General features: G+C 62.7%; 20 protein-coding genes. 9 read left to right on the forward strand and 11 right to left on the reverse strand.

Annotation, left to right across the window (positions count from 1 at the left end; genetic code table 11):
* Positions 1 to 18: 18 nt before the first annotated feature.
* The 3 genes from HOLFODRAFT_RS19780 to HOLFODRAFT_RS19790 all read left to right on the forward strand — a co-directional run bounded on the left by HOLFODRAFT_RS19780 (position 19) and on the right by HOLFODRAFT_RS19790 (position 4,788).
* A complete protein-coding gene (locus HOLFODRAFT_RS19780; protein WP_005036539.1) occupies positions 19 to 1,008 on the forward strand; it encodes a UDP-glucuronic acid decarboxylase family protein in 990 nt (329 codons plus the stop codon).
* A gap of 66 nt (positions 1,009 to 1,074) precedes the next feature.
* Positions 1,075 to 3,765 (forward strand): glycosyltransferase, encoded by a 2,691-nt coding sequence (locus HOLFODRAFT_RS19785; RefSeq protein WP_005036537.1) that lies wholly within the window; start codon positions 1,075 to 1,077, stop codon positions 3,763 to 3,765.
* A gap of 54 nt (positions 3,766 to 3,819) precedes the next feature.
* Positions 3,820 to 4,788, forward strand: a complete 969-nt coding sequence (locus HOLFODRAFT_RS19790; protein WP_005036536.1) for a UDP-glucuronic acid decarboxylase family protein — start codon at positions 3,820 to 3,822, stop codon at positions 4,786 to 4,788.
* A gap of 49 nt (positions 4,789 to 4,837) precedes the next feature.
* Here the strand turns inward: HOLFODRAFT_RS19790 and HOLFODRAFT_RS0206485 are convergent, their stop codons facing one another.
* Positions 4,838 to 5,761, reverse strand: a complete 924-nt coding sequence (locus HOLFODRAFT_RS0206485; protein WP_005036535.1) for a lysophospholipid acyltransferase family protein — start codon at positions 5,759 to 5,761, stop codon at positions 4,838 to 4,840.
* 33 nt (positions 5,762 to 5,794) lie between these two features.
* Positions 5,795 to 6,895, reverse strand: coding sequence for a glycosyltransferase family 9 protein (locus HOLFODRAFT_RS0206490; RefSeq protein WP_005036534.1), 1,101 nt, complete (start codon positions 6,893 to 6,895; stop codon positions 5,795 to 5,797).
* Between the two features lie 127 nt (positions 6,896 to 7,022).
* On the opposite strand from HOLFODRAFT_RS0206490, the gene HOLFODRAFT_RS19795 reads away from it, so the two are divergent.
* The gene (locus tag HOLFODRAFT_RS19795) at positions 7,023 to 8,006 is read left to right on the forward strand and encodes a dipeptidase (RefSeq protein ID WP_005036533.1); all 984 of its coding nucleotides are present in this window, start codon (positions 7,023 to 7,025) and stop codon (positions 8,004 to 8,006) included.
* Positions 8,007 to 8,070: 64 nt separating this feature from the next.
* On the opposite strand, the gene HOLFODRAFT_RS23870 is transcribed toward HOLFODRAFT_RS19795, so the two are convergent.
* Both HOLFODRAFT_RS23870 and HOLFODRAFT_RS0206505 read right to left on the reverse strand, forming a co-directional pair.
* Complete coding sequence (locus HOLFODRAFT_RS23870) at positions 8,071 to 9,363, reverse strand: GSU2403 family nucleotidyltransferase fold protein (protein WP_148300375.1); 1,293 nt, start codon at positions 9,361 to 9,363, stop codon at positions 8,071 to 8,073.
* Positions 9,364 to 9,645: 282 nt separating this feature from the next.
* Positions 9,646 to 11,988, reverse strand: coding sequence for a ComEC/Rec2 family competence protein (locus tag HOLFODRAFT_RS0206505; RefSeq protein WP_005036530.1), 2,343 nt, complete (start codon positions 11,986 to 11,988; stop codon positions 9,646 to 9,648).
* 27 nt (positions 11,989 to 12,015) lie between these two features.
* Between HOLFODRAFT_RS0206505 and HOLFODRAFT_RS24795 the strand changes: the two genes are divergently transcribed.
* Genes HOLFODRAFT_RS24795 through HOLFODRAFT_RS0206520 form a run of 3 tightly spaced genes read left to right on the forward strand, consistent with a single transcriptional unit; the run spans position 12,016 to position 15,756 of the window.
* Positions 12,016 to 12,708, forward strand: a complete 693-nt coding sequence (locus tag HOLFODRAFT_RS24795; RefSeq protein ID WP_005036529.1) for a hypothetical protein — start codon at positions 12,016 to 12,018, stop codon at positions 12,706 to 12,708.
* Positions 12,709 to 12,760: 52 nt separating this feature from the next.
* Positions 12,761 to 14,791, forward strand: a complete 2,031-nt coding sequence (locus tag HOLFODRAFT_RS0206515; RefSeq protein ID WP_005036528.1) for a TonB family protein — start codon at positions 12,761 to 12,763, stop codon at positions 14,789 to 14,791.
* Positions 14,791 to 15,756 carry a glycosyltransferase family 2 protein gene (locus HOLFODRAFT_RS0206520; protein ID WP_158412925.1) on the forward strand — a complete coding sequence of 322 codons (966 nt, stop codon included), beginning with the start codon at positions 14,791 to 14,793 and terminating at the stop codon, positions 15,754 to 15,756. The genes HOLFODRAFT_RS0206515 and HOLFODRAFT_RS0206520 overlap by 1 nt, the downstream gene beginning before the upstream one ends.
* A gap of 60 nt (positions 15,757 to 15,816) precedes the next feature.
* Here the strand turns inward: HOLFODRAFT_RS0206520 and HOLFODRAFT_RS0206525 are convergent, their stop codons facing one another.
* Genes HOLFODRAFT_RS0206525 through HOLFODRAFT_RS0206535 form a run of 3 tightly spaced genes read right to left on the reverse strand, consistent with a single transcriptional unit; the run spans position 15,817 to position 17,614 of the window.
* Positions 15,817 to 16,230 carry an arsenate reductase ArsC gene (locus HOLFODRAFT_RS0206525; RefSeq protein ID WP_005036526.1) on the reverse strand — a complete coding sequence of 138 codons (414 nt, stop codon included), beginning with the start codon at positions 16,228 to 16,230 and terminating at the stop codon, positions 15,817 to 15,819.
* Entirely contained in the window at positions 16,227 to 17,279 is a 1,053-nt protein-coding gene (gene arsB, locus HOLFODRAFT_RS0206530; RefSeq protein ID WP_005036525.1) for an ACR3 family arsenite efflux transporter, read from the reverse strand. Before arsB ends, HOLFODRAFT_RS0206525 begins: the two co-directional genes overlap by 4 nt.
* Before the next feature lie 11 nt (positions 17,280 to 17,290).
* On the reverse strand, positions 17,291 to 17,614 hold the full coding sequence (locus tag HOLFODRAFT_RS0206535) for an ArsR/SmtB family transcription factor (RefSeq protein WP_005036524.1): 324 nt from the start codon (positions 17,612 to 17,614) through the stop codon (positions 17,291 to 17,293).
* A gap of 61 nt (positions 17,615 to 17,675) precedes the next feature.
* Here HOLFODRAFT_RS0206535 and HOLFODRAFT_RS0206540 point away from each other — a divergent pair, with 61 nt between their 5' ends.
* A complete protein-coding gene (locus tag HOLFODRAFT_RS0206540) occupies positions 17,676 to 18,188 on the forward strand; it encodes a M48 family metallopeptidase (protein WP_005036522.1) in 513 nt (170 codons plus the stop codon).
* Between the two features lie 118 nt (positions 18,189 to 18,306).
* On the opposite strand, the gene HOLFODRAFT_RS0206545 is transcribed toward HOLFODRAFT_RS0206540, so the two are convergent.
* The 4 genes from HOLFODRAFT_RS0206545 to HOLFODRAFT_RS0206560 all read right to left on the reverse strand — a co-directional run bounded on the left by HOLFODRAFT_RS0206545 (position 18,307) and on the right by HOLFODRAFT_RS0206560 (position 22,070).
* Positions 18,307 to 18,879: a DUF1097 family protein gene (locus tag HOLFODRAFT_RS0206545; protein WP_005036520.1), complete on the reverse strand. Its 573-nt coding sequence runs from the start codon at positions 18,877 to 18,879 to the stop codon at positions 18,307 to 18,309.
* A gap of 69 nt (positions 18,880 to 18,948) precedes the next feature.
* Complete coding sequence (locus HOLFODRAFT_RS0206550) at positions 18,949 to 19,155, reverse strand: hypothetical protein (RefSeq protein ID WP_005036518.1); 207 nt, start codon at positions 19,153 to 19,155, stop codon at positions 18,949 to 18,951.
* 236 nt (positions 19,156 to 19,391) lie between these two features.
* Positions 19,392 to 20,486: an NAD(P)-dependent alcohol dehydrogenase gene (locus tag HOLFODRAFT_RS0206555; protein ID WP_005036516.1), complete on the reverse strand. Its 1,095-nt coding sequence runs from the start codon at positions 20,484 to 20,486 to the stop codon at positions 19,392 to 19,394.
* A gap of 96 nt (positions 20,487 to 20,582) precedes the next feature.
* Positions 20,583 to 22,070: an aldehyde dehydrogenase family protein gene (locus tag HOLFODRAFT_RS0206560; RefSeq protein ID WP_005036514.1), complete on the reverse strand. Its 1,488-nt coding sequence runs from the start codon at positions 22,068 to 22,070 to the stop codon at positions 20,583 to 20,585.
* Positions 22,071 to 22,335: 265 nt separating this feature from the next.
* On the opposite strand from HOLFODRAFT_RS0206560, the gene HOLFODRAFT_RS0206565 reads away from it, so the two are divergent.
* Positions 22,336 to 24,123 carry a sigma-54-dependent Fis family transcriptional regulator gene (locus tag HOLFODRAFT_RS0206565; protein ID WP_005036512.1) on the forward strand — a complete coding sequence of 596 codons (1,788 nt, stop codon included), beginning with the start codon at positions 22,336 to 22,338 and terminating at the stop codon, positions 24,121 to 24,123.
* Positions 24,124 to 24,185: the final 62 nt, after the last annotated feature.

Consider the following 24,185-nt stretch of genomic DNA (forward strand, 5'->3'; position numbering starts at 1 on the left):
GGTCGTTCAGGAGTTTCTATGCAGCGCATTCTAGTCACTGGTGGAGCCGGTTTCCTCGGATCCCATCTCTGCGAACGCCTCCTGGCGCAGGGCCACGACGTCCTGTGCGTGGACAACTACTTCACCGGAAGGAAATCCAACATCGCCCACCTGCTGGACAATCCGCGGTTCGAGGCGCTCCGACACGACATCACACTCCCCCTGCAGATGGAGGTAGATCAGATCTACAACCTCGCCTGCCCAGCCTCTCCCATCCACTACCAGTTCGACCCAGTCCAGACCATCAAGACCTGCGTCCATGGGGCCATCAATGTCCTGGAGCTGGCCCGCCGCACGGGGGCCCGCATCCTTCAGGCCAGTACCTCCGAAGTCTATGGGGATCCCAGTGTGCATCCACAGACCGAGGATTACTGGGGCAATGTCAACCCCATCGGCCTACGAAGCTGCTACGACGAAGGCAAGCGCTGCGCCGAGAGCCTCTTCTTCAGCTACCACCGCCAGTACGGCGTTGACATCCGAGTTCCGCGGATATTTAACACCTACGGCCCCAGGATGCACGAAAAAGACGGACGGGTCGTCTCCAACTTCATTGTCCAGGCCTTGAAGGGAGAGCCCATCACCATCTATGGGAATGGATCGCAGACCCGCTCCTTCTGCTACGTGGACGACCTGATCGAGGGCCTCATCGCCCTCATGGAAAACGAAGCCAGCCGGGCGGTGCCCGTCAACCTGGGCAACCCAAAGGAGTTCACGATCCGCGAGCTCGCCGAGGCAACCATTGAGCTCTGCAATTCCAGTTCAGAGCTCACCCTGGCCCCGCTGCCCCATGATGACCCCAAGCAGCGGCAACCCGACATCCGACTGGCCATGGGCAACCTGAACTGGAGGCCTACCGTAGCGCTTCACGAGGGCTTGACCCTCACCATCGCGGATTTCCAGACACGACTCACCCCCAGAAGGAAGCAGTTGGAACTGTGTGGCGCAGTCCTGGGCCGAATAGATGCCTGATGTGTGATTCGAGGACATTCGCCCGAACCACGAAGGGTCTGTCATTCGAGGGAGCGACGCGGGGATATGAGCATTTCTCACAACACCAGCAAGGCCAGTCTGACATCCAGATTGAGCAGGGAATGGCAACGTTTCACAAGACGCCTCGGACTCCAGCAAAGGCCATCCATCCGGCCATATAAGCCCGAAGGTCTGATATCAGACGAATTGTCAGCGCTGCTCGTTCACACCCCCCCCGCACATGAAAACCTCGCAAGGCTCTTCACATCAAAGCCCGAAGAGAATCCAATCGTAAGCGTTGTCATTCCAGCATTCAATCGAGCCGAATCCACAACCCGAACCCTGCTGGCCCTGGCCATCCTCCCGGATCGGACTCCGCGCGAGATCATCCTTGTGGACGACCATTCCTCGGATGAAACCCAACAACGGTTCCAGCACCTGCCTGGAATCCGATATGCCCGGAACCCGGTCAACAAAGGATTCGGGCACTCATGCAACGCTGGGGCAGAACTCGCCAGAGGGAAAGTCCTATGGTTTCTCAATAATGATACCCTGCCACTACCTGGATCCCTCGATTCCCTGGTAGAGGCGTGGCAAAGCGATCAATCCGCCGGAATGGTGGGTTCAAAGCTCCTGTTCCCCAGCGGCGAGATCCAGGAGGCCGGATCGACGCTCCGATCTGACGGCCACGCCGGGAATCTCGGCCGAGGGAACAGTCACTTCCACCCGACCTATTCCTACCGCACTCTCCCGGCCTATTGCTCAGCGGCCTCCCTGCTGGTGCCCCGGGATCTGTTCATCGAGCTTGGCGGTTTCGACCGGAGGTACTCCCCGGCCTATTACGAAGATACGGACCTGGCGATGCAAGTCCAGCGATTGGGCCTCAAGGTCATCTACCAGCCAGCCTCCCAGGTCATCCATGAAGGGGGGGGAACCTGTGGCCGGGACACCTCCAGCGGAGTCAAGGCCCATCAAATCTTGAATCAGATCAAGTTCAGGAGCAAATGGGACAGGATTCTGAACCGCTCCTTCCCCTCGGACTTCCGGGGTGAGACATCCGACAGGAGAACGCGCCCGGAAGCCCTGGTGATCGATTCGCAGCTTCCCAAACCTGACCAGGACAGCGGCTCCATCGACATGTTCAACACCCTCAAGATCCTGGTGGACCTTGGCTACAATGTAACATTTACAGACACTAGACAAAGATTTGACCCACACTACACCAGGGTCATGCAGAAGCTGGGCATACACTGCCTTTACGCGAATGACGACCAGACGATTGGATCCCACCTCAAGACCCACAGCAGCACCATAAGCTTGGTGTTCCTGGCACGGCCGGAGGTGGCGGACGAGTGGATGGACAGAATCCGGAAGGCAGTGCCTGCTGCAAAGATCATCTACGACACGGTGGACCTGCACCACCTGAGGCTGGAGCGTCAGGCCCGCCTTGATGGTTCAAGAAAGACGCTCAGGAGCGCCAACCATTTCCGCAAGCTTGAATTCAAGATCATGCGGAAAGCTGATGCCACCCTTGTCCGAAGCACCACTGAGCAGTCCCTACTCGAAACGAGTGTAAATGGGGTTCCCGCCACACTGTTCCCATTGACAAGGGAAATCCCCCCACTCGACATCCGAGATGCCTCCAAACGTTCCGGCCTGCTTTTCATCGGCGGCTTCCGGCACACCCCGAATGTTGACGCCATAGCCTATTTCATCTCCAGCGTCTGGCCACGGGTGCTGCGGGAACGCCCGGAAACGACGCTCACCATCGTGGGCAGCAACACTCCTCCCAAAATCCAGCAACTGGCCAGCCCCAGCGTTCATGTTCTGGGGTACGTCGCAGACCTGGCACTCCCGTACCGGGAGGCCCGGGTTGCCATAGCCCCCCTTCGCTATGGCGCAGGCCTGAAAGGGAAGGTTGCTGAAGCGATGCTGTTCGGGGTCCCCTGCGTTACGACTCCGATCGGCGCCGAAGGGATGCCAGCCAAGCACGGAAAAGAGATCATGATCGCCAGGGAACCCGAGGAGATGGCCCACCAGATACTCTCCCTGTTGAGTGATGATGATCTATGGCGTGAAATCTCGAATAACGGACGCCACCTGGCCACCCAGCTCTTTTCCAGGGAATCCAACACCCTTCGCATGGCGAACCTGCTCGCCGACCTCGGCCTTCCTCCCCTGAGCGCCAGTTGCCCCCTGTGCAGTTACCAGGGGACTTTTGCCCCCCTTGCGAGCCCGGATTGGAGCCGTGAACCGAAATGCCCGAGATGCGGGGCTTCTCCGAACCTCCGCATCGCAGCAAAAGCGATCCTGGACGAGTGTTTCCCGGGAGAGGATTTCCTGGGGAACGCCTTCAGTTCCGCACAAATGGAAGAGACCATCTCGTCTGTAGGTATTCCGGACAGCGTGCGTGAGCAGCATTATCCATGGTGTCGCCCCCATCCGGCTCACACCCCGCACAGGGCCATCATCTTCCATGACCCGGACGGAGCCAACGACCTCGATGTTGCGGAACTCGCCTGCATTGCAGACTCCTTGAGCAACAAGGGATGCCTTGCCCTGGTGATCCCCTATGACCCCTGGAGCCCCACTACGACCAAATCCAGAGAAGGAACCAGGCATGGGCGCGACTTCCTCCAGCGCCTCCACAAGGCTGGCCTCGACGGCGAGTGCCTGTGGCTTCCAAGGGTAGAGCTGGGCGCCCTGGCTCCGATGACCTGGCTGGCCTGGCCCCAGCCAAGCCTGCACCACGATTGATACATGTCATCCAGGCTGGGCACACTGGAATCCGCATAGGCGCCGGGAGAGAACATGCAGCGAATCATGGTCACTGGAGGGGCGGGATTCCTGGGCTCTCACCTGTGCGAACGCCTCCTGGCCCTCGGACACGAGGTGCTGTGCGTGGACAACTATTTCACAGGCAGGAAGGGCAATATCACCCACCTGATGAGAAACCCCCGATTCGAAGCCCTCAGACACGACATCACCCTCCCACTCCAAGTGGAGGTGGATCAGATCTATAACCTGGCCTGCCCGGCCTCCCCCATCCACTACCAGTTCGATCCAGTCCAGACGATCAAGACCTGCGTTCACGGCGCGATCAATGTGCTCGACCTGGCCCGACGCACAAAGGCGAGAATCCTTCAGGCAAGCACCTCCGAGGTGTACGGCGATCCCTCCGTCCACCCCCAGAGTGAATCCTACTGGGGCAATGTAAACCCCATCGGGTTGCGCAGTTGCTACGATGAAGGCAAGCGGTGTGCCGAGAGCCTTTTCTTCAGCTACCACCGCCAGTACGGCGTTGACATCCGGGTACCGCGGATCTTCAACACCTACGGCCCCAGGATGCATGAACATGATGGCCGGGTGATTTCCAATTTCATCGTCCAGGCTCTGCAGGGCAACCCCATCACCGTGTATGGCACCGGGAATCAGACCCGCTCCTTCTGTTACGTGGACGATACGGTGGATGGGCTCATCGCCCTGATGAGTGATGAGGTCCGTCCCCCGGGGCCGGTCAACCTTGGCAATCCCCAGGAATACACGATCCGGGAGCTCGCGGAGCGGATCATAGCCCTTTGCCACTCCAGCTCAAGACTCACGATGGCGCCCCTGCCCCATGACGACCCGCAGCAGCGCAAACCCAACGTCGAACAGGCCCGGCAACTCATCGGATGGCATCCGGCCATCGATCTGGACACAGGCCTTTCCCGCACCATCAGCGATTTCCGGAAACGCCTCGTCACCTGCGATGAAGCCTTGGCGTTGTCAGAACCGTAAAAACGGGAGGTGTGGCCCGAACCTCAACACTGGATCCGAGGTCCCTCACTCAAGCTTGGCTGGGCAGCCCCCCCTCCTTCGGCTGCGTCTTGAACCTCCGGTGCATCCAGAACCACCAGGCAGGGTCCTGGCGGACCTCGTCCTCAATGCAGCGGGTCATGAGCTGGGTCGCAGTCCAGGTGTCCTGCTCGGGATTGCCGGTCCTGGGTGCGTGGAAGGGAGGGCGGATCAGGACGGTCACGGTGCCATCGGGGTGGACCCGATTGAAGATGGGGAGGATGGGAAGGTCGTAGCGGGTTGCCAGCATCCCTGCAGTGGGAAAGGTGGAGGCCCAGCGACCGAAGAACTGGGTGAAGACGCCATTTTTCAGGGCATCCTGGTCCAGCAGGAAGCCGATGGCCTTGCCCTGCTTGAGGGCCTTGAGGGATTCCCGGACAGCGCCATTCTTGGCGATCACCGAGTTTCCGAAACGCCCCCGGAGCCCGCTGAGGTGGGGCTCAAGCAGGGGGTTGTCCAGCTCCCGCCCGATGACCGCGAGGGGACGCCCCTCCAGGCTGAGCCCCAGAGCCATAAGCTCCCAGTTGCCGAAGTGCCCCGTGAGGGCAATGGTGCCCTTCCCCTCGGCGGCAGCCGCGTCGAAGTGCTCAAGCCCCTCAATGCGCACCAGTTCCCGGATGCGTTCCGGCTCCAGGGTCAGCATCCGCAAGGTCGCCATGAGCATGGAACCGAAGTTGGCAAAGCACTGTTTGGTCAGCCTCCGGACCTCGGACTCCTCTAGCCCGAGGTCCGACTCCCGCAGGTTGCGTCGGACAATGCGGCGATGGGCGGGATCGAGGAACCAGACCAGTCGCCCCAGGGCGGCCCCCAGGCGGCAGGCGCCTCCCCAGGAGAAGGCGCGCATCGAGACTTCCGCGGCCTTGAAGAGGCTGAATTCGATCCAGTGTTTGAGATTGGGACGTGTGTTGCAGGCCATGAAATCCTTGATGAATCCGAGCAGGCGGGGTCCTTAGTATCGCACAGCCAGTTCCGAGACGGCCTCCCACACCCGATCGACCTGGATCACCTGCACTCCGCATCCCGGCGGGGCCACGATCTGGCGCCAGGGAACGGGCCCCACGGGTCGCCACAGGTCCTGGGCTTTGCCCATCCAAGGGCAGAGATTGACCACCCGGGTGCCCACCGCATGGCAAAGCTGAAGCAGGGTGATGTCCGGTGTCACCACGACCTGGGCCTTCGCGAGGAGTGCCGCCTGCTCCAGGACTGGCACCCCCGAGGGATAGACTTCGACACCGGGAAACCGGGATTTGAGTCGCCCAGCCATGGCCTCCCCTTGCCGATCGCAGAGCAGCAGCACCTTGAAGCCCAGGTGCATTCTGATCAGCGGGATGAGCTCCGCATAAGCCCCCTCGGCCCATTGGCAGACGGCCTCCCGGGTGAAGCAGTGGAGAGCGACAAAGGGTTCCTCCGCCATCCCAAGAAGTTGCAGAGTCCTCAAGGCCGCTTCCGAATGCCGTGGATCGGTCACCAGCGTTGGATCCAGATCCGTAAGGTCCGCGTATCCATTGAATGCGTCGGCCACCATCATCGGCAGCTTCTCCCAGATGGAATGCCCGCGGTTGGTGGACAGGGCCTGGACGTTGTAGAAGACCGAGTGTGCCAGCTTCCGATAGTGCGCCACCTTGACCGCCTGTTTACCCCCTATGAGGTTGGCGACGGTGCCATTCTCCGAGGTACCGGTGAACATCAGATTCAGGATGAGGTCGTAATTCTGCTTGCGAAGCGAGGAGATCACCCCCATCCGCCCCAGCCATCCGCTGGGGAATTCGATGGCCGAATCGACATCGGGGCAGGCCTCAGCCAAGGCCAGATTATTCCTCGAAGCAAGGACATCCAACCGGCACTGGGGTGCCAGACGCTTGATCAGACGGAACGAGGGTAGCGAGGCGACCATGTGCCGGACGCCATCGTGCCTCATCACGAGCACCCGGCGAACCCGGTAGCCATCTACCTTCTGGTAGTTACCATGGTTACCAAGAGGCCACTTCAGGAGAGAACAGAAGAGGCTGCGGCAGGCTCCTTTCACGACACTATCAGACCCAGCAGGCATCCGGCCCCCCATGGATTGATAATGAAACGAATATCCAGAAGGCGTCCCTTTCTCCATGGGAACGGAAAAGCAGGCCCGTTGAACGTCGCCTATCAGCCGCCCGACGGGATCAAGGCACACTGAATCCATGGCCGACCCTCTCCTGACCCTCGACTCTCATGTGGACACCCTGGAACGGGCCCTGGATGCCGCCCTGGATCTCCGCCTGGACCAGCGCGGCAGATCCTGTCTCGACCTGCCTCGGATGGAAGCGGGGGGGCTCTGGAGCGCGTGTTTCACGGCCTTTCTCCCGCAAGGCCCCCTCACCGAACAGGCCCGACGGGCTGCCCTGGCCCGGGCCGAGGCCATGCTGGCCATCCTGGACGGCTTGGCGGAATCGGCAGCAGAACGCTGCGGCAGGGCCAGGAATCCCGAGGAGCTGCACGGTCTTCACGCCCAGGGCCGCCGGGCCCTGGTGGCCTGCCTGGAGAATACCTATCCCCTGGGCCGGGATTTCAAGGACCTGGACCGTCTGGCAAGCATGGGCCTGGCCTACGCCACCCTCTGTCACCAGGGCGCCAACTGGGTATGCGGCAGCAACCTCGAACCCCAGCAGGGACTGACGGCCTTCGGCCGACGGCTGGTGCACCGCCTGAATGAACTCGGAATCATGGTGGATGTCAGCCACGCCTCGGAGCGCAGCGCCTGGGAGGCCCTGGAAGTCAGCCGCGCACCGGTCATCGCCAGCCATAGCAGCTGCAAGGCCCTCTGCGACCACCGCCGCAACCTCTCCGATGATCTGCTGAGGGCCATCGCCCACTCGGGCGGCGTGGTTCAGATCTGCGCCTACAGCCCATTCCTTCGGCTCGGAGCAGGGGAGAACGAAGCCTCCGTCTCCGACTTCGTGGATCATCTGGAACACGCCATCGCCCTGGTGGGGGTGGAGCACGTGGGGATCGGCTCCGACTTCGATGGAGGAGGCGGCCTGTCGGATTGCCCGGACGCGACCCATCTGCCCAGGATCACCGAGGAACTGATCCGGCGGGGCCACGGGGAAGCCCAACTGGGGCTGATATGGGGGAAGAATTTTCTGCGGACCTGGGAGGAGACTCTGGGACGTGCTTCAGCCTGACATGCGGCAAAAGCTCGTGGTAAGTGATGGCGAACCATTCTCCCAGCCCAGAGAAGCCTCTTGGTTAAGCTTTGGATCGCCGGTCAAGGAATGCAACAATTCCTTGTTCTTGAGAGAGGTGTTGTCTGATGATTTTCGCAACTCGTTTATGCAGTCCCTTGGCTTCGAGTCGGTCGTAGGCGAGTTCCAAATCACCAGGGCGTGTACGGAGGAGATGGTTGAGCACCTCTGAGGCTTGGGCTCGATCCTTGGTCGCCTTCGCATGCTCGATGATGGGCCTTTCTTCGGACACGATCAGCTTGTGAAACCCGAAGCGTGCTGGGTCTGGGATTTTGACCAGCGTTGCCCCTCCGTTAATCACAATGCCATCAACATTACCTTCTAGGAGGTAGTCCATGTACGGCATGGGAAGCGCCGAGGCGTTGAATCTTGGAATAAAAACAGGAGAGAATGGACCAGTCCTGGATGCAGTGGTGAGTAGGTCAACCCGCAGTTTTTGTCCACGAATGGCATACGACGTGGATGGACTCCTTGGGTCAAGGCCAGGGGTTGGCAGAAAACCCATGTTAAGCGCCTCCAATGTCCCCCAAACGCCTGTGTCCATCGGTGGGACAACAATCTCTAGCGATCGAAATGAAGCAAGGTCAATATCTTGAGTCCTACTAGCGCTTTGCCACCGAACACCAAGCATATTGCCCATTGCAACATAGGCATGAGTCCCGACCAGGACTCCTCCAAGGCGAAACAAACCACTTGCAGCAAGTGCATTGATCACTTTCGCCGAGGCATGATCAACCGAGGCACACCCACCAATAATAAGCATTGACGCCATTCGGTTGATATCGGCTGTAATTTCCATCGATTCGGTGCGCGACGTTTGATGTTCGTCAATCAGCTTGCGTGTTTTCTCGTTATCGGGGCCAACATAAAATTCCTCACGGCCACGGGCTCCTTCCGAAGTTCTGAAGTACCAGTTCTCCTTGCCGCCCTTTGACTTTCGGCTGAACGATCCGGGCAGGCTTCCAAACGTCCTGTCGAATTCCATGCCTTTTAGCCGTTCGAGAAGCTCTATGTATAAAGTTTGAGTGTCTGTCGGGATTGGCTTCGGGAGCTTGGGAGTAGGAACTGGCAATTGGGCTGGCTCCGAATCTTGGCTCGGATCCCCAAATAGACGGCTTTCTGACAATGAAAGCGGTATCGATTTCGGACCGGCCTCCGGAGCATTCGGCCTCTTTGGCATATCAAAATCCCCTAGGAACAACGGTATACCCAAAGTAGAATACACATTGGGTATACCAGATTCAAGCCTAGATGTATATCCGTCAAAGGCAAGATCGCAGTTTTTGAAGTGGTTCACTCTCGATTTCCCTGAACCAGCGTTCCATTACCTCGCCAGAGGCGTGCTCCAGGGTCTTCATCTTCAGGTATAGAACCCTTTCTGGAGCCGCCCATTCGAGAGCCGACAGTGCCGTGCAGCGGGGCGGCCAGGATGAAGGGGATGAACGGGACGGCAAACAGGAGGCGTTTGTCAGCCCATGAGCAGCCGGAGGGGGTGGCCCGAACCTCCCAATTTTCTTGCCGTGAGGTGTGCAGCCTCCGCACAGGTGACTCCGCGGCTGATCGTGCTTTTGCTTTGCCATCACTTCGCCGATTCCGCGGAATCAGTCCTGGAGGGCGGCAGGGTCAAGAGACGAAGGCCATCCCCCCCCACGACCGACCACCCCCCGGGGCTGGCCTCGATGCGCAACCCGAGGTGTTCCCCGGTGATGCCCGTCCGGCGGACTCCAGCCCTCCCGAGGGTTTCCAGGGTGACCGCATCGGGGTGCCCGAAGCGGTTGTTCCGCCCTGCCGTGATCAGGGCGACCTCGGGCCTGAGTGCCTCGATCCAGGCCGGGTCCGAGGCGTTGGCCCCGCCATGGTGTCCCGGCTTCAGGAGGCGCAGGAAGGGCTCATTCCCAGGATCCCCCAGGTCCAGGAGATCCCGCTCCTGGATCCCCAGGGCATCCCCCATCAGCCAGAGCTCCCGATCCCGCCACCGGACCCTCAGGACTGCCGAAACCATATTGGCGTCTGAAAGCGCCAGGGGCACCGGGGGCCACCGGACAGAAAACTGAGCCTCACCCCTCATCCAGACGTCTCCCCTTTTCAGCGCGAAGTCAGGCGCGATGACTGGGATGAAGGGCTTCCAGTCCGCAAGCTCCGCCAGGGCGGGTCCATGCACCGAGGCCAGGGGCCAGAGCCGGGCCAGGGTGGGCCATCCCCCGGCGTGGTCGCCGTGGGGGTGGGTGACGATCAGGTGCACCGGCTCCCGCACCCCCCGACGGCTCAGGACCCGGACCAGACGTCGGGCACTCCAGGGGCTCTGTCCCGTATCCACCACCGTGGCATCACCTCCGGGCACCCGAAGGAGGAGGGCGTCCCCCTGGCCGACTTCCACACTCTCCAGACTCAGGGTCCGGGGGGCCCACCCCGTGCCACGGCTGGCAAGAAGGCTGAAGCTGGCGACCAGGATCCCCACGGCCAGGGCCCGGGTGCGCCGGAAACGCGCATGGAACTGGGCCAGGAGCAGCCAGCCCAGACACAGGGCGATCCAGGGCCACAGGATCCCCGTCCCCAGGGGGACGACCCGGGCGAAGAAGGGCACGACCCGTTCTCCGGTCCAGGCCAGGAGGTGCCCCGTAGCGCCCACAGCGCCGGGGATCGGAAGCAGGGTCAATCCCAGGCAAAGGGGCGTCAGGACAACCACAAGGGGAAGCACCAGGAGATTGGCCAGGACACCCCAGAGGGGGGCCCCTCCATGCAGAAGGGCCAGGAGGGGCATCGTGGAGAGCCAGGGTGCCGCAAGACGCGCCAGGGGCAGAGACCAGCGCCCCAGGAGGGGAGAGATCAGGCCCGCCAGTGGCTCCGCTGCCCAGATAAGGCCCAACAGGGCGAACCAGGCCAGCAGGAACCCCGGTTCACATCCAGCGGCGGGGTGGGACAGCAGCCAGGCCAGGAGGGCTCCGTGAAGGGTCAACACCGGGGGAAGCTTCCAGCCGCTTTCCTTTCCCAGGGCCCAGGCCAACCCCATGAGGAGCCCCCGCCACACCGGAGCGGAAAGGCCCACCAGCAGAGCGTAGACCACGCCAGTGGCCGAGGCCGCCCATCCCCCGCCCCGTTGGCAGATCCGACCCCAGAGCCAGAGGACCGCCCCCATCACCAGGGTCACCTGAAGCCCGGATACCACCAGGGTGTGGATGGTCCCGCTTTCCGCAAAAGCCGAGAACAGTTCGTCCCGGGCCGGGGGAAGCCCCAGGGTCAGAGCCCCCCATAGCTCCTTTGCCACGGGCGGGAGCCCAAGGGCTTCGAAACGCCGCCGCATGAATATCTGTAGGCGCAGGAGTGGCGAGAGCCTGGGAGGCCCCAGCACTTCCATGAGCAGTGCGGAGCGCAAGTGGATCTTCCGGGGACTTTCATCACTCCGGGCCCGCCACAGGGGACGCTCCCCCAGGAAGCGGGGCGCGGGCTCCACTCTACGAAGTTCCCCCCGGAAGCGCACGGGGGTTCCGGGAGGCGGTGCCGTCTCCCCTTCGAAAGGAAGGCTGACCGGAAGGTCCAGTCCTCGCAGCCCCTCAGGAGCCAGCACTTCGACCCGCCCTACCCGACGCTCCCCCATCGGCGTCCACGGAGCGCAGACCCGGGCATCGATCTCCAGGAACCCCACTGGGAGCTTGGTCTCCCAGCGCGCCTTGCGGGCCAGGCCCAACAGAGTGATCCAGGCCAGAATCAGGGAGAGGGGCAGCACCCGCCAGCGGTGTGAGAACAGGAGGGGAAGGCTTCCCGCGCTCAGGATCCAGCCTAGCCATAGCCCTTTGCCAGGGAGCTGTCCGTCCCAGGCTTCCGGAAGAATCCACGGGAGGGTGCAGGCCAGAGCCAGGGCCCAGGGAAGACCCCAGAGCCCGCTGCCGCTGAAGCGCTGCCAGATTCCGGCCCGTGAGAGCATACTGAGGTGTACCTCCCGGGACAAACCATGACACATTTGTTTAAAACAGTCCTCTACGGCGCGCTCCTCACCCTGCCCCTTCAGGCCTGGAGTCCGAAATTTCATGAGGTCCAGACCCGGATGGCGCTGGGAATGGTTCCCACTGGCATGAAGCAGTTCCTGCTCCTGCACCCCCTGGCCCTGACAGAAGGGGCCCGGGGCATTCCCAATGATCAGGTGCCCACGGTGGAAGAAGTGGAGGAGCAATTCCAGCGGGTCCTCCGCATGAGCGAGGAACGTCGTCATCCAGAGACCCTGGTGCGGGAACTGGGCACCCTGGCCCACATGGCTCAGCTCTTGGCGGATCCCTCGGCCATCCGGGGCGTGACCCCTCTCCGGGAGCACTTTGAGGCCTATGCCGATGAGCTCACCCAGCACTTGGTGATCACCGGCGAACCATATTGGGCGGCCAAGGGCCCCCTGGACACCAGGGGCCCCCTCCTCCTGGCCGCCAAGACCAAATTCCAGCGCCACACCGTGCTTTCGACCCAGTTCGATGAGTCAACGCGGCAAAGGATCGGCTCATGGGACCTCCGAAGTCTTCCCTTCGCCCAGCTCCAGCTCGCCTTCTCGGATGGCGTCAACTCCACCGCCAATCTGTGGATCCTGGCCTGGCGGGCCACCGGGGACCTCTGGATTTCACCGGAAAATTCCCACGGAAGTCTCAGCAGCCTCGACTAGGATTTTTTATGAATTGGAGCTATCTTTTCTCATCACGACTCTGGAGACTCTGATGGCCTATACCCGCCTTGGAAACTACCTGCTTGCCAGCGAACTTTCGGCGGACCCCCTTGGCGGAATCCATCGTGGCTTCACCACAGCCGGCCCAGCACTCGACCATAACTTCCTCATCAGGGCATTCTCCCAGGAGATCCAGGACGCCGGACTGACGGAACGTGGCGAGGACATCGAACGAGCCATCGGCAGCCTGAGCGGCGCCAGGGGACTGGGAGCCGGATACCGGATGGAGGTCACCGCCCCTGCTCACCTGGCCTGGGACTACCTTCCGGGCCGCAGCCTGGCCCAGCTGATCGAGAAGACCCGGCAGGAGCAGATCCCCCTGGGGATTGATCACGCTCTGTCCATCACCCAGGGTGTCACCCAGGCTCTTCTTCAGATGCGGTCCAGGGGGCTGTCCCATGGGATCCTCTCCCCCCACAGCGTCTGGGTCAGCTTCGAGGGCGCCACCCAGATCGCCGATGCCCCCGTGGCTCCGACTATCTGCTCCATCCTGGCCAAGTGCCCCTCCCTGGCCAAGGCGCTGGACGCCTATCGCCCCACCAAGGCAGCCAGTGCCTTCCATATCGATCTCTTCGCTCTTGGCGCCATGTTCTTCGAGCTTCTGACCCTGGGAAAACTCCCCCCCCAGGATCAGATTCCCGCCGCCCTGGCCCAGGCCACCCTGAAGGCCGCTCAGGACGAAGCCCCCGTTCCCGCCGAGATCCAGAACTTCCTGGGCCGCCTCCTCATGGTGGGCCAACCCTTCGAGAGCGCCGAAGAACTCAGCTCCACCCTGGAGAGCGTGCTCTACGACGGGGACTACAGCCCCACAACCTTCAACATGGCTTTCTTCATGCACACCCTCTTCCGGGAGGAGAACGAGCAGGACACGCTCGGCATGAAGGAGGACCAGACGCAGGATTTCACGCCCTACCTGCCGACCCCGGCGGAGGTTCCGGTCTCTCCGGCCAACCGCAGGAAGATGGTCCGGTGGGCCAGCATTGGCGGCGCGGCCCTGGTCATCGTAGTCGGCGGCCTGGTTTACAACAACCACCAGTCCAGCAAACGGGCCGAAGAACTCCAGGCCAAACTGGACCAGCTGACCCGGTCGGAAAGCGCTGAAGAAGCCAATCGGATGAAGATCCAGCAGCAGGAAGAAGAGAATCGCCGGAAGAGCGAGGCGCTTGAAAAGGAACTCGAGGAACAGAAGACAGCCGCAGAGAAGGCCAAGCTCAAGGAAGCCCTGGAGGCATCCAAGAAGCAGGCGGAGGAGCTGGCCAAGAAACGCATTGAGACTCAGAAGCGCCTTGAGGAGATCCGGGAGAAGAAGCGGCTCGCGGCCGAAGCGGCTGCGAAGAAGAAGGGGAACAGTCAGCCCCAGGCCCAGATTCCTCCTCCGTCTCAAGCCCAGGTTCCGCCCGCAACTCAGCCCCAAGTCCAACCGCAAACCCATGCCCAACCGTCCTCCTCGGACTCCCAGGCCCAGATGCTCAATGCCGCTCCTGCCCGTTACCCCCAGGCTGCGGTGCGACTCAACGCCGCATCCCAGGACCGTTCAGTGACCGTGAAGATTTACGTGGATTCCATGGGGAGACCCCAGAAGACCATCGTGGTCAACGGTGTGGCAGGCAGCTACGGGTTCGACGAGGCCGCCGTGGAGGCCGCCAAGTCATCCTCCTACAAGCCTGCCACCCAGAATGGTCGGGCTGTCCCGGGCTGGATCACCAAGACCTATGCGTTCGCAGCCCAGGGGCATGGCACTTCCGCCTCCTCCAGCGAATGCCAGATGGTCAATGTCGCCCCGGTCAAGCTCTCTTACGCCTCCCGGAAGTACCTGGATCAGGACCGCGCCGTGACCGTCAAGGTCTATGTCGACTCCATGGGGCGCCCCCAGAAGGTCATCGTGGTCAGCGGCGTCCCGGGCTCCGGAATTGACGAAGCCGTCCGGGACTCCGCCCTCGCCTCTGCGTACAAGCCGGGCGAACGGGAGGGCAAGCCTGTGGCCGGCTGGGTCACCAAAACATATAGCCTCTCCAAGCAATGATGTCTGCACCCCAACCCGGAAATCCAACCGGGGATCTGGCGCACGGACTGGTCAGCGTCATCATCTGCACTGCCGCCGCAGACGAGCGGAGGGAGATGCTGAGGGACGCCGTCCAGTCCGTTCTGGTGTCCAACCAGATCTCGAAACGTCCCTGGGAACTCCTGGTCGTGGACAACTCAAGGGACGGACGCCTGGAGCCCTGGCTTGTATCCCTGCAGCAGTCCTGGCCGGAGATGGCAATCCGCTGGATCCCGGAGCCCGAACCTGGGATATCCCGGGCCCGGAACAGGGGTGTGGCCGAGGCCAGGGGGGGATACTTCTGTTTCGTGGATGACGATGTCCTGGTGCCTCCGGGCTGGATGGATCACATGGTCGAAGCCCTGTCCCTGGCCCCCGGCGCGGGCTGCATCGCAGGCCGCATCGAGCTTCGTTTTGAGCAGGAGCCTCTGCCCAAATGGCTTGACCCAAGGCTTTACGGCTACTACAGCCAGTTCGACAAGGGAGCCCTGTCGGGAGTCATGACCCGGGACATCGAGTTCTACGGAGCCAATTTCCTGATCACGAGGGAAACAGCGCAGCGGATTGGAGACTTCAGCCTCATGCTCGGACGCGTCGGCACGTCTCTCCTGAGCGGTGAGGATACCGAATACGCCCGGCGCATCACGGCGGCAGGAATCCCTATCGTCTATTCCAGCGAAGGCTATTTGGTCCACCGGGTCCCGGCCAGCCGACTGCGATTCCGCTGGATGCTTCAACGGGCCTTCCAGGGTGCCCTGAGCCACGCCAGCATCATGGATCCTGTCGACCGTCGGGAAATGCACTCCAAGCTCTTCCTGAAGCTCCTTTCCCTCATCCTGGAAATAGCCTGGGCCCTGCCGACGGCGGCATTCTCTCCCCGGCGGGCGGCCAGGAAGCTGCTCCGATTCTCACACCTGATGGGAATCTGGCGCTGCCCCGCAACGTAGGCTCGTTGGCCTGGATCTGCACACCCACGACGGTGTCACCCAGCTCAGAGGGGGATTCCCCTAGAGCAATCCGCGCTCCGCCCCGAAGGCCTCCAGCCTGCGCCGGATCTCGTCGCGGGCGATGCGCATGGGCTCCCGGAGTTGTTCCGGCGTGGGATCGGAGACTTGGCTGGCGGGATCCGGGATGGGCCAGTGAAGGCGCTCGGCTTTGCCCAGGAAGAGGGGGCAGACCTCTTCGGCGCAGAGGGTGATCACCACATCGACACTGGCCTGATCGATCTCCTCGACGGACTTGCTCCGGTGGGCGCTGATATCGATGCCCAGTTCCGCCAGTACCTCAATGGCCTGGGCGTTCACCCGGCTCGGGCGGCTGCCCGCGCTCTGGACAAGCAGTCCCGGGAAGAGCTGGCGGGCCAGCCCCTCGGCCATCTGGGAGCGGGCGCTGTTGGCCACGCAAAGGAAAAGGATGTTCATGCCATCTCCTGGGATTCGGGGTACCAGCGCCGCTTGAGCCAGAGGGCCACGCTCACCAGTCCGATGAGCACCGGCACCTCCACCAGGGGCCCGATGACCGCGGCGAAAGCCGCGCCGTGGGCGATCCCGAAGGTGGCCACGGCCACGGCGATGGCCAGCTCAAAGTTGTTGCTTGCGGCGGTGAAGCTGAGGGTGGCGCTCTGAGGGTACGTGGCGCCGACCTTCTTCGACATCCAGAAGCTCACCAGGAACATCACCACGAAGTAGATCAGGAGCGGGATGGCGATACGGATCACGTCCAAGGGCAGCTTCACGATGGCCTCCCCCTTGAGGCTGAACATCACCACGATCGTGAACAGAAGGGCGATGAGGGTGATGGGGCTGATCCTGGGTACGAAGACCCGGTGGTACCAGTCCAGGCCCTTGGCCCTGCCCAGCAGGAACCGCGTCAGGAAACCCGCAATGAAGGGGATGCCCAGGTAGATGAAGACGCTCTGGGCGATCTGGCCGATGGTGATGGCCACCACGGCCCCGTGGAGCCCCAGTTTCCCGGGCAGGATGGTGGCGAAGAACCACGCGTAGACGCTGAAGAAGAGCACCTGGAAGATCGAGTTGAAGGCCACCAGCCCCGCGCAGTATTCCGTATCCCCCTTGGCCAGGTCGTTCCATACGATGACCATGGCGATGCAGCGGGCGAGCCCGATCAGGATCAACCCGATCATGTATTCCGGCCGGTCCCGCAGGAAGAGGACCGCCAGTCCGAACATGAGCAGGGGGCCGATGACCCAGTTCTGGATCAGGGAGAGCCCCAGCACCCGGCGGTTGCGGAACACCAGATGGAGTTCCTCGTATTTCACCTTGGCCAGGGGCGGATACATCATCAGGATCAGGCCCGCCGCCAGGGGCACACTGGTGGTGCCCACGTTCCAGGCGTTGATGGCAGCGTTGAAGCCCGGCGCGGCGTACCCGAGCAGGACCCCCAGCCCCATGGCCAGGAAGATCCAGAGGGTCAGGTAGCGGTCCAGGAAGCCAAGGCGTTTCTGAGTCATCGGATCTCCATTCACAGACAGTGGGGGTCGCGGCAGCCACCACCGCAGCAGTCTTCCCAGAGGTAGCTGGTGAGGGCCTTCAGCCGCTCGAAGCAGGCAGCGTAGCGGAGCGTGGTTCCCTGGCGCTGCACCTTGAGCAGCCCAGCCTGCACCAGCTCCGAGAGGTGGTGGCTCAGGGTCGAGGCGGGGATGCCCAGGTTGGCCTGGATCTCTCCGGCAGGGGTTCCCTCCACCGGCCCCCGGACCACCGCCCGCAGGGCCGCCAATCGGTCCGGATGCCCCAAGGGCTTCAGGGCCTGGGCGAAAAGCTGGAGTTGGGGATCATGCTCGCTCATGGCGATAATTCTATATTTCCAAAAATTAAAAACAATAGCTTTCGTGAGAAGATTTTCCGGTATGAGCGACCTTCCCTTTCTCGCAGGCTACCCGGAACACCTCCTCGCCCAGGTGCGGGAGCTGATCGCCGCGGATGCCCTGGGAGAGCTGCTCCGGAAACGCCACGGAGAAGCCCGCCACGCCATTCAGAGCGACAAGGCCCTCCACGCCTATGTGATGGACCTCAAGGCCCGCTACATGAAGAACGCCCCGCCCCTGGCGGGGGTCAGCTACGACGGCACCATCGGCCTCACCCACAACGCCCTGGGACTTCAGACCAGCACAAGCCGGGTCCAGGGCGCCCGCCTCAAGGCCAAGGCCCACATCCGCATCGCCACCCTTTTCCAGAAGGCCCCGGAACCCTTCCTGCGCATGATCGCGGTGCACGAACTGGCACACCTGAAGGAGAAGGCCCATGACAAGGCCTTCTACCAGCTCTGCTGCCACATGGAGCCCCACTATCACCAGCTTGAGTTCGATCTGAGGCTTTACCTCACCCAACTGGCCCTGGGCGAGCCTTCGCCAACAGGATGATATGATTATTTAATTACTTTATCCTGCCCATCCTGTCTATCCTGTTCAAAGATTTTCAACAGGATATGCAGGATGGGCAGGATAAAAGCAGAAAGCAAATGACCTAAAAAGCTTCAATTCAGGCCGTCTCGCCCCCGGGGCTGACGGGCTTGGCCAGCTTGCCGAGCAGCCAGAGGGTGAGGGGCACCAGGCTGGTGGCGTAGGCCAGGCCGAAGATGAAGGCCAGGGCGCCCCAGAGCCACATCAGGTTGGAGGGATCCGCCGGGTTCTTCAGGGCGAACCAGATGCCATAGGTGCCTAGCAGCGCAGGCACATTGCCGAAGACGGTGTTCCCCAGGAGCACCATGTGGACCATGCAGAGGGCAAAGGTGACCGGAATGGCGCCGATCATGAAAGCCAGCTTGGGGGAAACCCCCTTCATGACCATCAGGCCGATGACCGTGTAGAGGATGAAGCCGTAGATGGGTCCACAGCAGGCAGTCAGGATGCCGCTGGGCAGCGTCTTCCATGTGCCCTGGCAGGCGATGACCACGCTGGCACCCCAGAAAATGCACCAGACCAGGCCGAAGCATGGGTGCATCCGTTCCGGATGGATGGGGTCGTAGTTGAAGACGAAGATCCAGATGAGACAGATCAGAGCGAGGGTCAGGGTGACCATGCAGCCCAGGGTGAAGATGAATTTCCTATCCATATGCAACTTCCTTTCAGGAAGATGGGCGGGGTGACAGATCAGATCGGGCGATAGGTATCCTGGTCAGCCTTACTCGGCGACCGGCACGGCATCATCAAGGAATTCATTGACCATGCCCATCTTCTCCAGCTTGCGGGGGGCGGTCTCCTTCAGTGCGAAGGGGAACAGGAATGCGAGGGTCAGCCGGTCCATCATGATGACGCCGTAGCCCAGGAACATCGCGATCACGATGAAGTTCTCGTACCTCCAGAAGCTCTTTCTTGCCGAAGCACTCATGTTTGGATCTCCAAGGAATCCGTTTATTTGGGTTCAGGGGAATTGCACATCCCGAGAACGCCATAGCAGTGGGAGAAATACGCCGATTATGATATATAATTAAAATATATTTACACTTATCACCAGCCTCCTTGAAAGAGTCGGCAGTCCCCCTCCAGGCCGGAACCGGGTCCGACCTGCAATGCAGGTGACTATCCGCGTGGGGGCGCTAGGGGACTACCGGGAGATCAACCCGATCAGGGGCGGACAATGGCCTTGAGGACACGTCCCTTTTCGGAGTCCTCCACAGCCTGGTTGATCTGGTCAAGCGAGTAGGTGCGGATCAGGCGATCGAAGGGGAACTTGCCCTGCCGGTAGAGCTCGATGAGCTGGGGGATGAAGATGTCTGGGTTGGAATCGCCCTCAACGATCCCCTTGATGGTCCTCCCATCCAGGAGGGTGGCCATCTCCAGCGCCACTTCCACGCCCGGTGCCGCCACCCCGATGAGCCCGCAGGTTCCGCCCACCCGCAGGCAATCCACCGCCTGGCGAAGCACCTGGGGCAGCGCCGTGCACTCCAGGGAGTAGTCGGCCCCGATGCCCGTGATCCTCCGGATCTCCTCCACCGGATTCCGATCCTTGGGGTTGAGGGTGTGGGTGGCCCCCAGCTGGGCGGCCTGCCTCAGACGCTCGGGCTGGATGTCCACGGCGATGATCACGGCGCACCCGGCCGCCTGGGCTGCCAGGACGGCGCTCATGCCCACGGAGCCGGCGCCGAAGACGACGATGGAGGATCCCACCGGCGGCTTGAGGGAGTTCAGCACCCCCCCGGCCCCGGTCTGGACCCCGCAGCCCAGGGGCCCCAGGATCTCCAGAGGCACCTCCTTCGAGACCTTGACCACGTTCCGCTCCCGGGCGAGGGCATAGGTCGCGAAGGAGGACTGCCCGAAGAAGGAGCCCCGGACCGGAGCGCCGTTCTGGCTCAGCGTAGTGGTCCCATCGGGCCGGACCCCCGCCACATTCAAGGGCAGGAAGGAGGGGCAGTGGCTGGGCATCCCCTTCAGGCAGGAGGGGCAGGTTCCGCAGGTGAGGTAGCTCATGACCACGTGATCACCGGGCTGGACCTTGGTGACCCGGCTGCCGACCCGTTCCACCACGCCTGAGCCCTCGTGGCCGAAGACGGCGGGGAGCGGCACCGGGAGATGCTGGTCCCGGGCGACGAGATCCGTGTGACAGACCCCGCACCCGACGATCCTCACCAGGATCTCGTCCTCCCTGGGCTCATCCAGTTCGACGGACTCCAGCCGGAAGGGACCCGATTTCTCGTGAACCACTGCAGCGGTGATCTTCATCCTTCACCTCGGAATAGTTGGCCGGGACCTAGCCCCGGTGGGATCCTGATGGCAGGGCGACTAACTGTCGTTGCATAGAAAGCTACCGGATGATCGCTAGGGCGCTATGACAGTGGACTTGACCTGGGTGTAGTAGGAGAGGACCTCGGGGCCGTTCTCACGTCCGAATCCAGAAGCCTTGTAGCCTCCAAAGGGCACCGAAGGATCCAGGATGGCCCAGCTGTTCACCCAGATGATCCCTGCCTTGAGCTGGGAAGCCACCCGGTGCACCCGGCCGATATCCCGGGTGTGGAGCCCCGCCGCCAGCCCATAGACCGTGCTGTTGGCCAGGGCCACGGCCTCCGCCTCGGAGTCGAAGGCCTGGACCGTGAGCACAGGCCCGAAGATCTCCTCCTGCACCAGCCGGGAAGCATTGCTGACGCCGGTCACCACTGTGGGCTGGAAGTAGAAGCCGCCGTCCAGGTCGATGCGCTGCCCGCCCACGGCGATGGTGGCCTTTTCGTCCTCCCGAGCAATCCGGCAATATTCCTCGCTGGTGGCCCGCTGCTTCGCGCTCACCATGGGGCCCACGACGGTGGCCGGATCGAAGGGGTTGCCCAGGGGGACCTGGGGCAGCGCGCCCACCAGGGCCTGGACCACCGCATCGTGAAGGGGGCGGGCCACCAGGAGACGCGTCCCGGCCATGCAGAACTGTCCGGTGTTGAAGATGAAGCCCTGGATCACCGAACCGACGGCCCTCTCGATATCCGCGTCCTCGAAGATGATGTGAGCGGACTTGCCGCCCAGCTCCAGGGTCGCGGGCTTGAGGGCCTCCCCGGCCACCTTCGCCACCTCCCGGCCGATCTCGGTGGAGCCGGTGAAGGCGATCTTGTCGATCCCTGGGTGGCGGGCCATGGCATCCCCCAGAAGGGAGCCGGGACCGGTCACCACGTTCACCACCCCTTCGGGGATCCCGGCCTCCGCGAAGATCTCGGCCATGAGGAGGGCGCTCAAGGGAGTCTCACTGGCGGGCTTGTGGACGATGGTGTTGCCCGTGGCCAGGGCTGGAGCCAGCTTGTTGTTCGACAGGATCAGGGGGAAGTTGAAGGGCGTGATGGCCCCGATGACACCCAGGGGCTCCCGGCAGACATAGGCCTTGGCTCCGCCGGGGACCTCCCGGAAGGAGCCCTCCCGGACCTGGGCTTGGGCTGCATAGTATTCGTATTCCTCGATGACGGTCTGGACATCCACCACCCGGCTGAAGGTCACGGGCTTGCCCACATCCACACTCTCGGTCTGCACCAGCTCGTCTGTCCGGCGGCGCATGACCTCCGCCACCCGAAGCAGGATCCGGGCCCGCTCCCGGCCGCTCATCCGGGCCCAGTCGCCCTGATCAAAGGCCTTGCGGGCTGCGGCCACCGCCGCTTCCAGGTCCGCCAGCCCCCCTTCGGCGACCGTGGTGATGACCCGGCCCGTGGAGGGATCGATCACCTCCCGGCGCTTGCCGCTCTGGGCCTCCACCCACCGGCCTCCGATGAAGAGCAGTCTCGGGGCGATCTGGGGGCGATCAAGGACGGCACTCCCCTGGGATTCGGATTTTGACACCGCTTCCTCCTGATGAATCCGGGCGGCGCGCCCGTGATGGCCTGCTGAGTCTCTTGGTGTGGTTTTACTCCGTTGGCAATGAAGATGCCAGTCCTGAAAAGCAGATGCCAGGAATGGCATCCTGCACAGCAACACATGGCATTGCAGCGATAAATTTTAACGACGACCATGATCGAAAACTCGATTCATACTGGGCTTCTGAATTGATCAAATTCAGAGATCCTGGCCAGGCTAAGGCTTCACCATTTGATAAAACGGAGCACCCATGACCGAGCTCCCCGGAATTCCGGCCCCGGCCCGCCGCCTGGTGGGCAATCTCCGACTCTCACCGGCTGGCGAGGAGCAGGATCCCCAGCGCCCCAGCGTCCAGGACCTGACCGAGTGCATCTCCTTCTCTCCGGAAGAGGGCCGGGTCTGGCTCCACGACCAGCGGGTGATCCTGATGCGCACCTCCACCATGGGAGAGATGCGCCGCGAGCTGGTGGCCAGCCTCGGCGAGGCTCGGGCCAGGGGGATCCTGACCCGCCTGGGCTACAGCGAGGGCGTCCGGGATGCGGAATTCGCGCGGAGTCTGGGGCCCGAGGTTGATCCCATCTCCACCGCCCTGGCTGGGGCCAAGCTCCACGCCCTGGAGGGTGGCGTCAAGGTCGTGCCCGTCCACCTGGCCTTCGACGCCGAGCGGGGCCTGTACGAAGGTGAGTTCCTCAACCTCAACTCCGCCGAGGCCGACGAGGTCGTGGCCAGCCAGGGCCTGGTGCGGGAGCCCGCCTGCTGGGGGCTGGTGGGCCGCGTAACCGGCTATGTGAGCAACCTGCTGGGCAAGCTCATCATCTTCCGGGAGGTGGAATGCCGTGCCCAGGGGGCGGCGGCCTGCCGGATCATCGGGCGCCCGGCGGAGGAATGGCCGGATGTGGAGGAGGACTTGCAGTACTTGAATGCCGAGGGCTTCGTCAACGCCTCGGCCTTCGGCCCGCCCCAGTCCCGCGAAGCGGGCCATCTCCCGGACCTGGAGGTCCCGGGTGAGGGAGAGGAGGATCAGATGGTAGGCGTCTCCTCTGCGTTCAGCACCGCCTGCCACCTCCTCCGCAAAGTGGCCCCCACCCGCGCCACGGTCCTCTTCACCGGCGAATCAGGGGTGGGCAAGGAGCTCTTCGCCCGCATGCTCCACGACATCAGCCCCCGCCGGAAAGGGCCCTTCATATCCATCAACTGCGCCGCCATCCCCGAAGCCCTGGTGGAATCCGAGCTCTTCGGCGTGGACCGGGGGGCCTTCACCGGGGCCACGGTCTCCCGCCCCGGGCGTTTCGAGCGAGCCAGCGGGGGCAGCCTCTTCCTGGACGAGATCGGCACCCTGAGCCTCACCTCCCAGGGCAAACTGCTCCGGGCCCTCCAGGAGGGCGTCATCGAGCGGGTGGGGGGGACGGAGCTCCTCCGGGTGGATGCCCGGGTGGTGGCCGCCACGAATGTGGACCTTGAGGAAGCCGTGCGTCGCGGCGAGTTCCGGGAGGATCTCTTCTTCAGGCTCAACGTCTTCCCTATCCATCTCCCCCCCCTCCGTGAGAGGCGCGATGACATCCCCCTCTTCATGACCTACTTCCTGCGGCGCTACAACACCCGGCATGACCGCAGCGTCCTCGGCTTCACCGCCAGGGCTGTCCGGGCCCTGCTCAACTACGGATTCCCTGGCAACATCCGGGAGCTGCAGAACCTGGTGGAGCGGGGGGTCATCTCCGTCGAGGAGAACGAACTCATCGACATCTCCCACCTGTTCCGCAAGGAGCAGATCCCCCGCGAGCAGGTCTATTCCGTGGCCCGGAGCGGGACCCTGGCCAATCCGGAAGAGTCGGTTCCCCGCCCTCCTCAGACCGACCTGCTGGACCATCTGGCCCAGTGGCGGCCCGAAGGAGGGTGCTCCCTGGAGCAGTTCGAAGCCCGCCTCCTCCAGGAGGCCGTCGAGCGGAGCAAGGGCAATCTGTCAGCGGCGGCGCGGCTGTTGGGGATCTCCAGACCCCAGCTGGCCTACCGGTTGAAGAAAGGATCCTCCTCCAAGTAACCCCGCGCGGTGGGGTTACTTGGTAAGTAGAAGGGCCGAAGGAGAATATGAGGGTTCAGGGA

The organism is Holophaga foetida DSM 6591, assembly GCF_000242615.2.
GTDB classification, from domain to species: domain Bacteria; phylum Acidobacteriota; class Holophagae; order Holophagales; family Holophagaceae; genus Holophaga; species Holophaga foetida.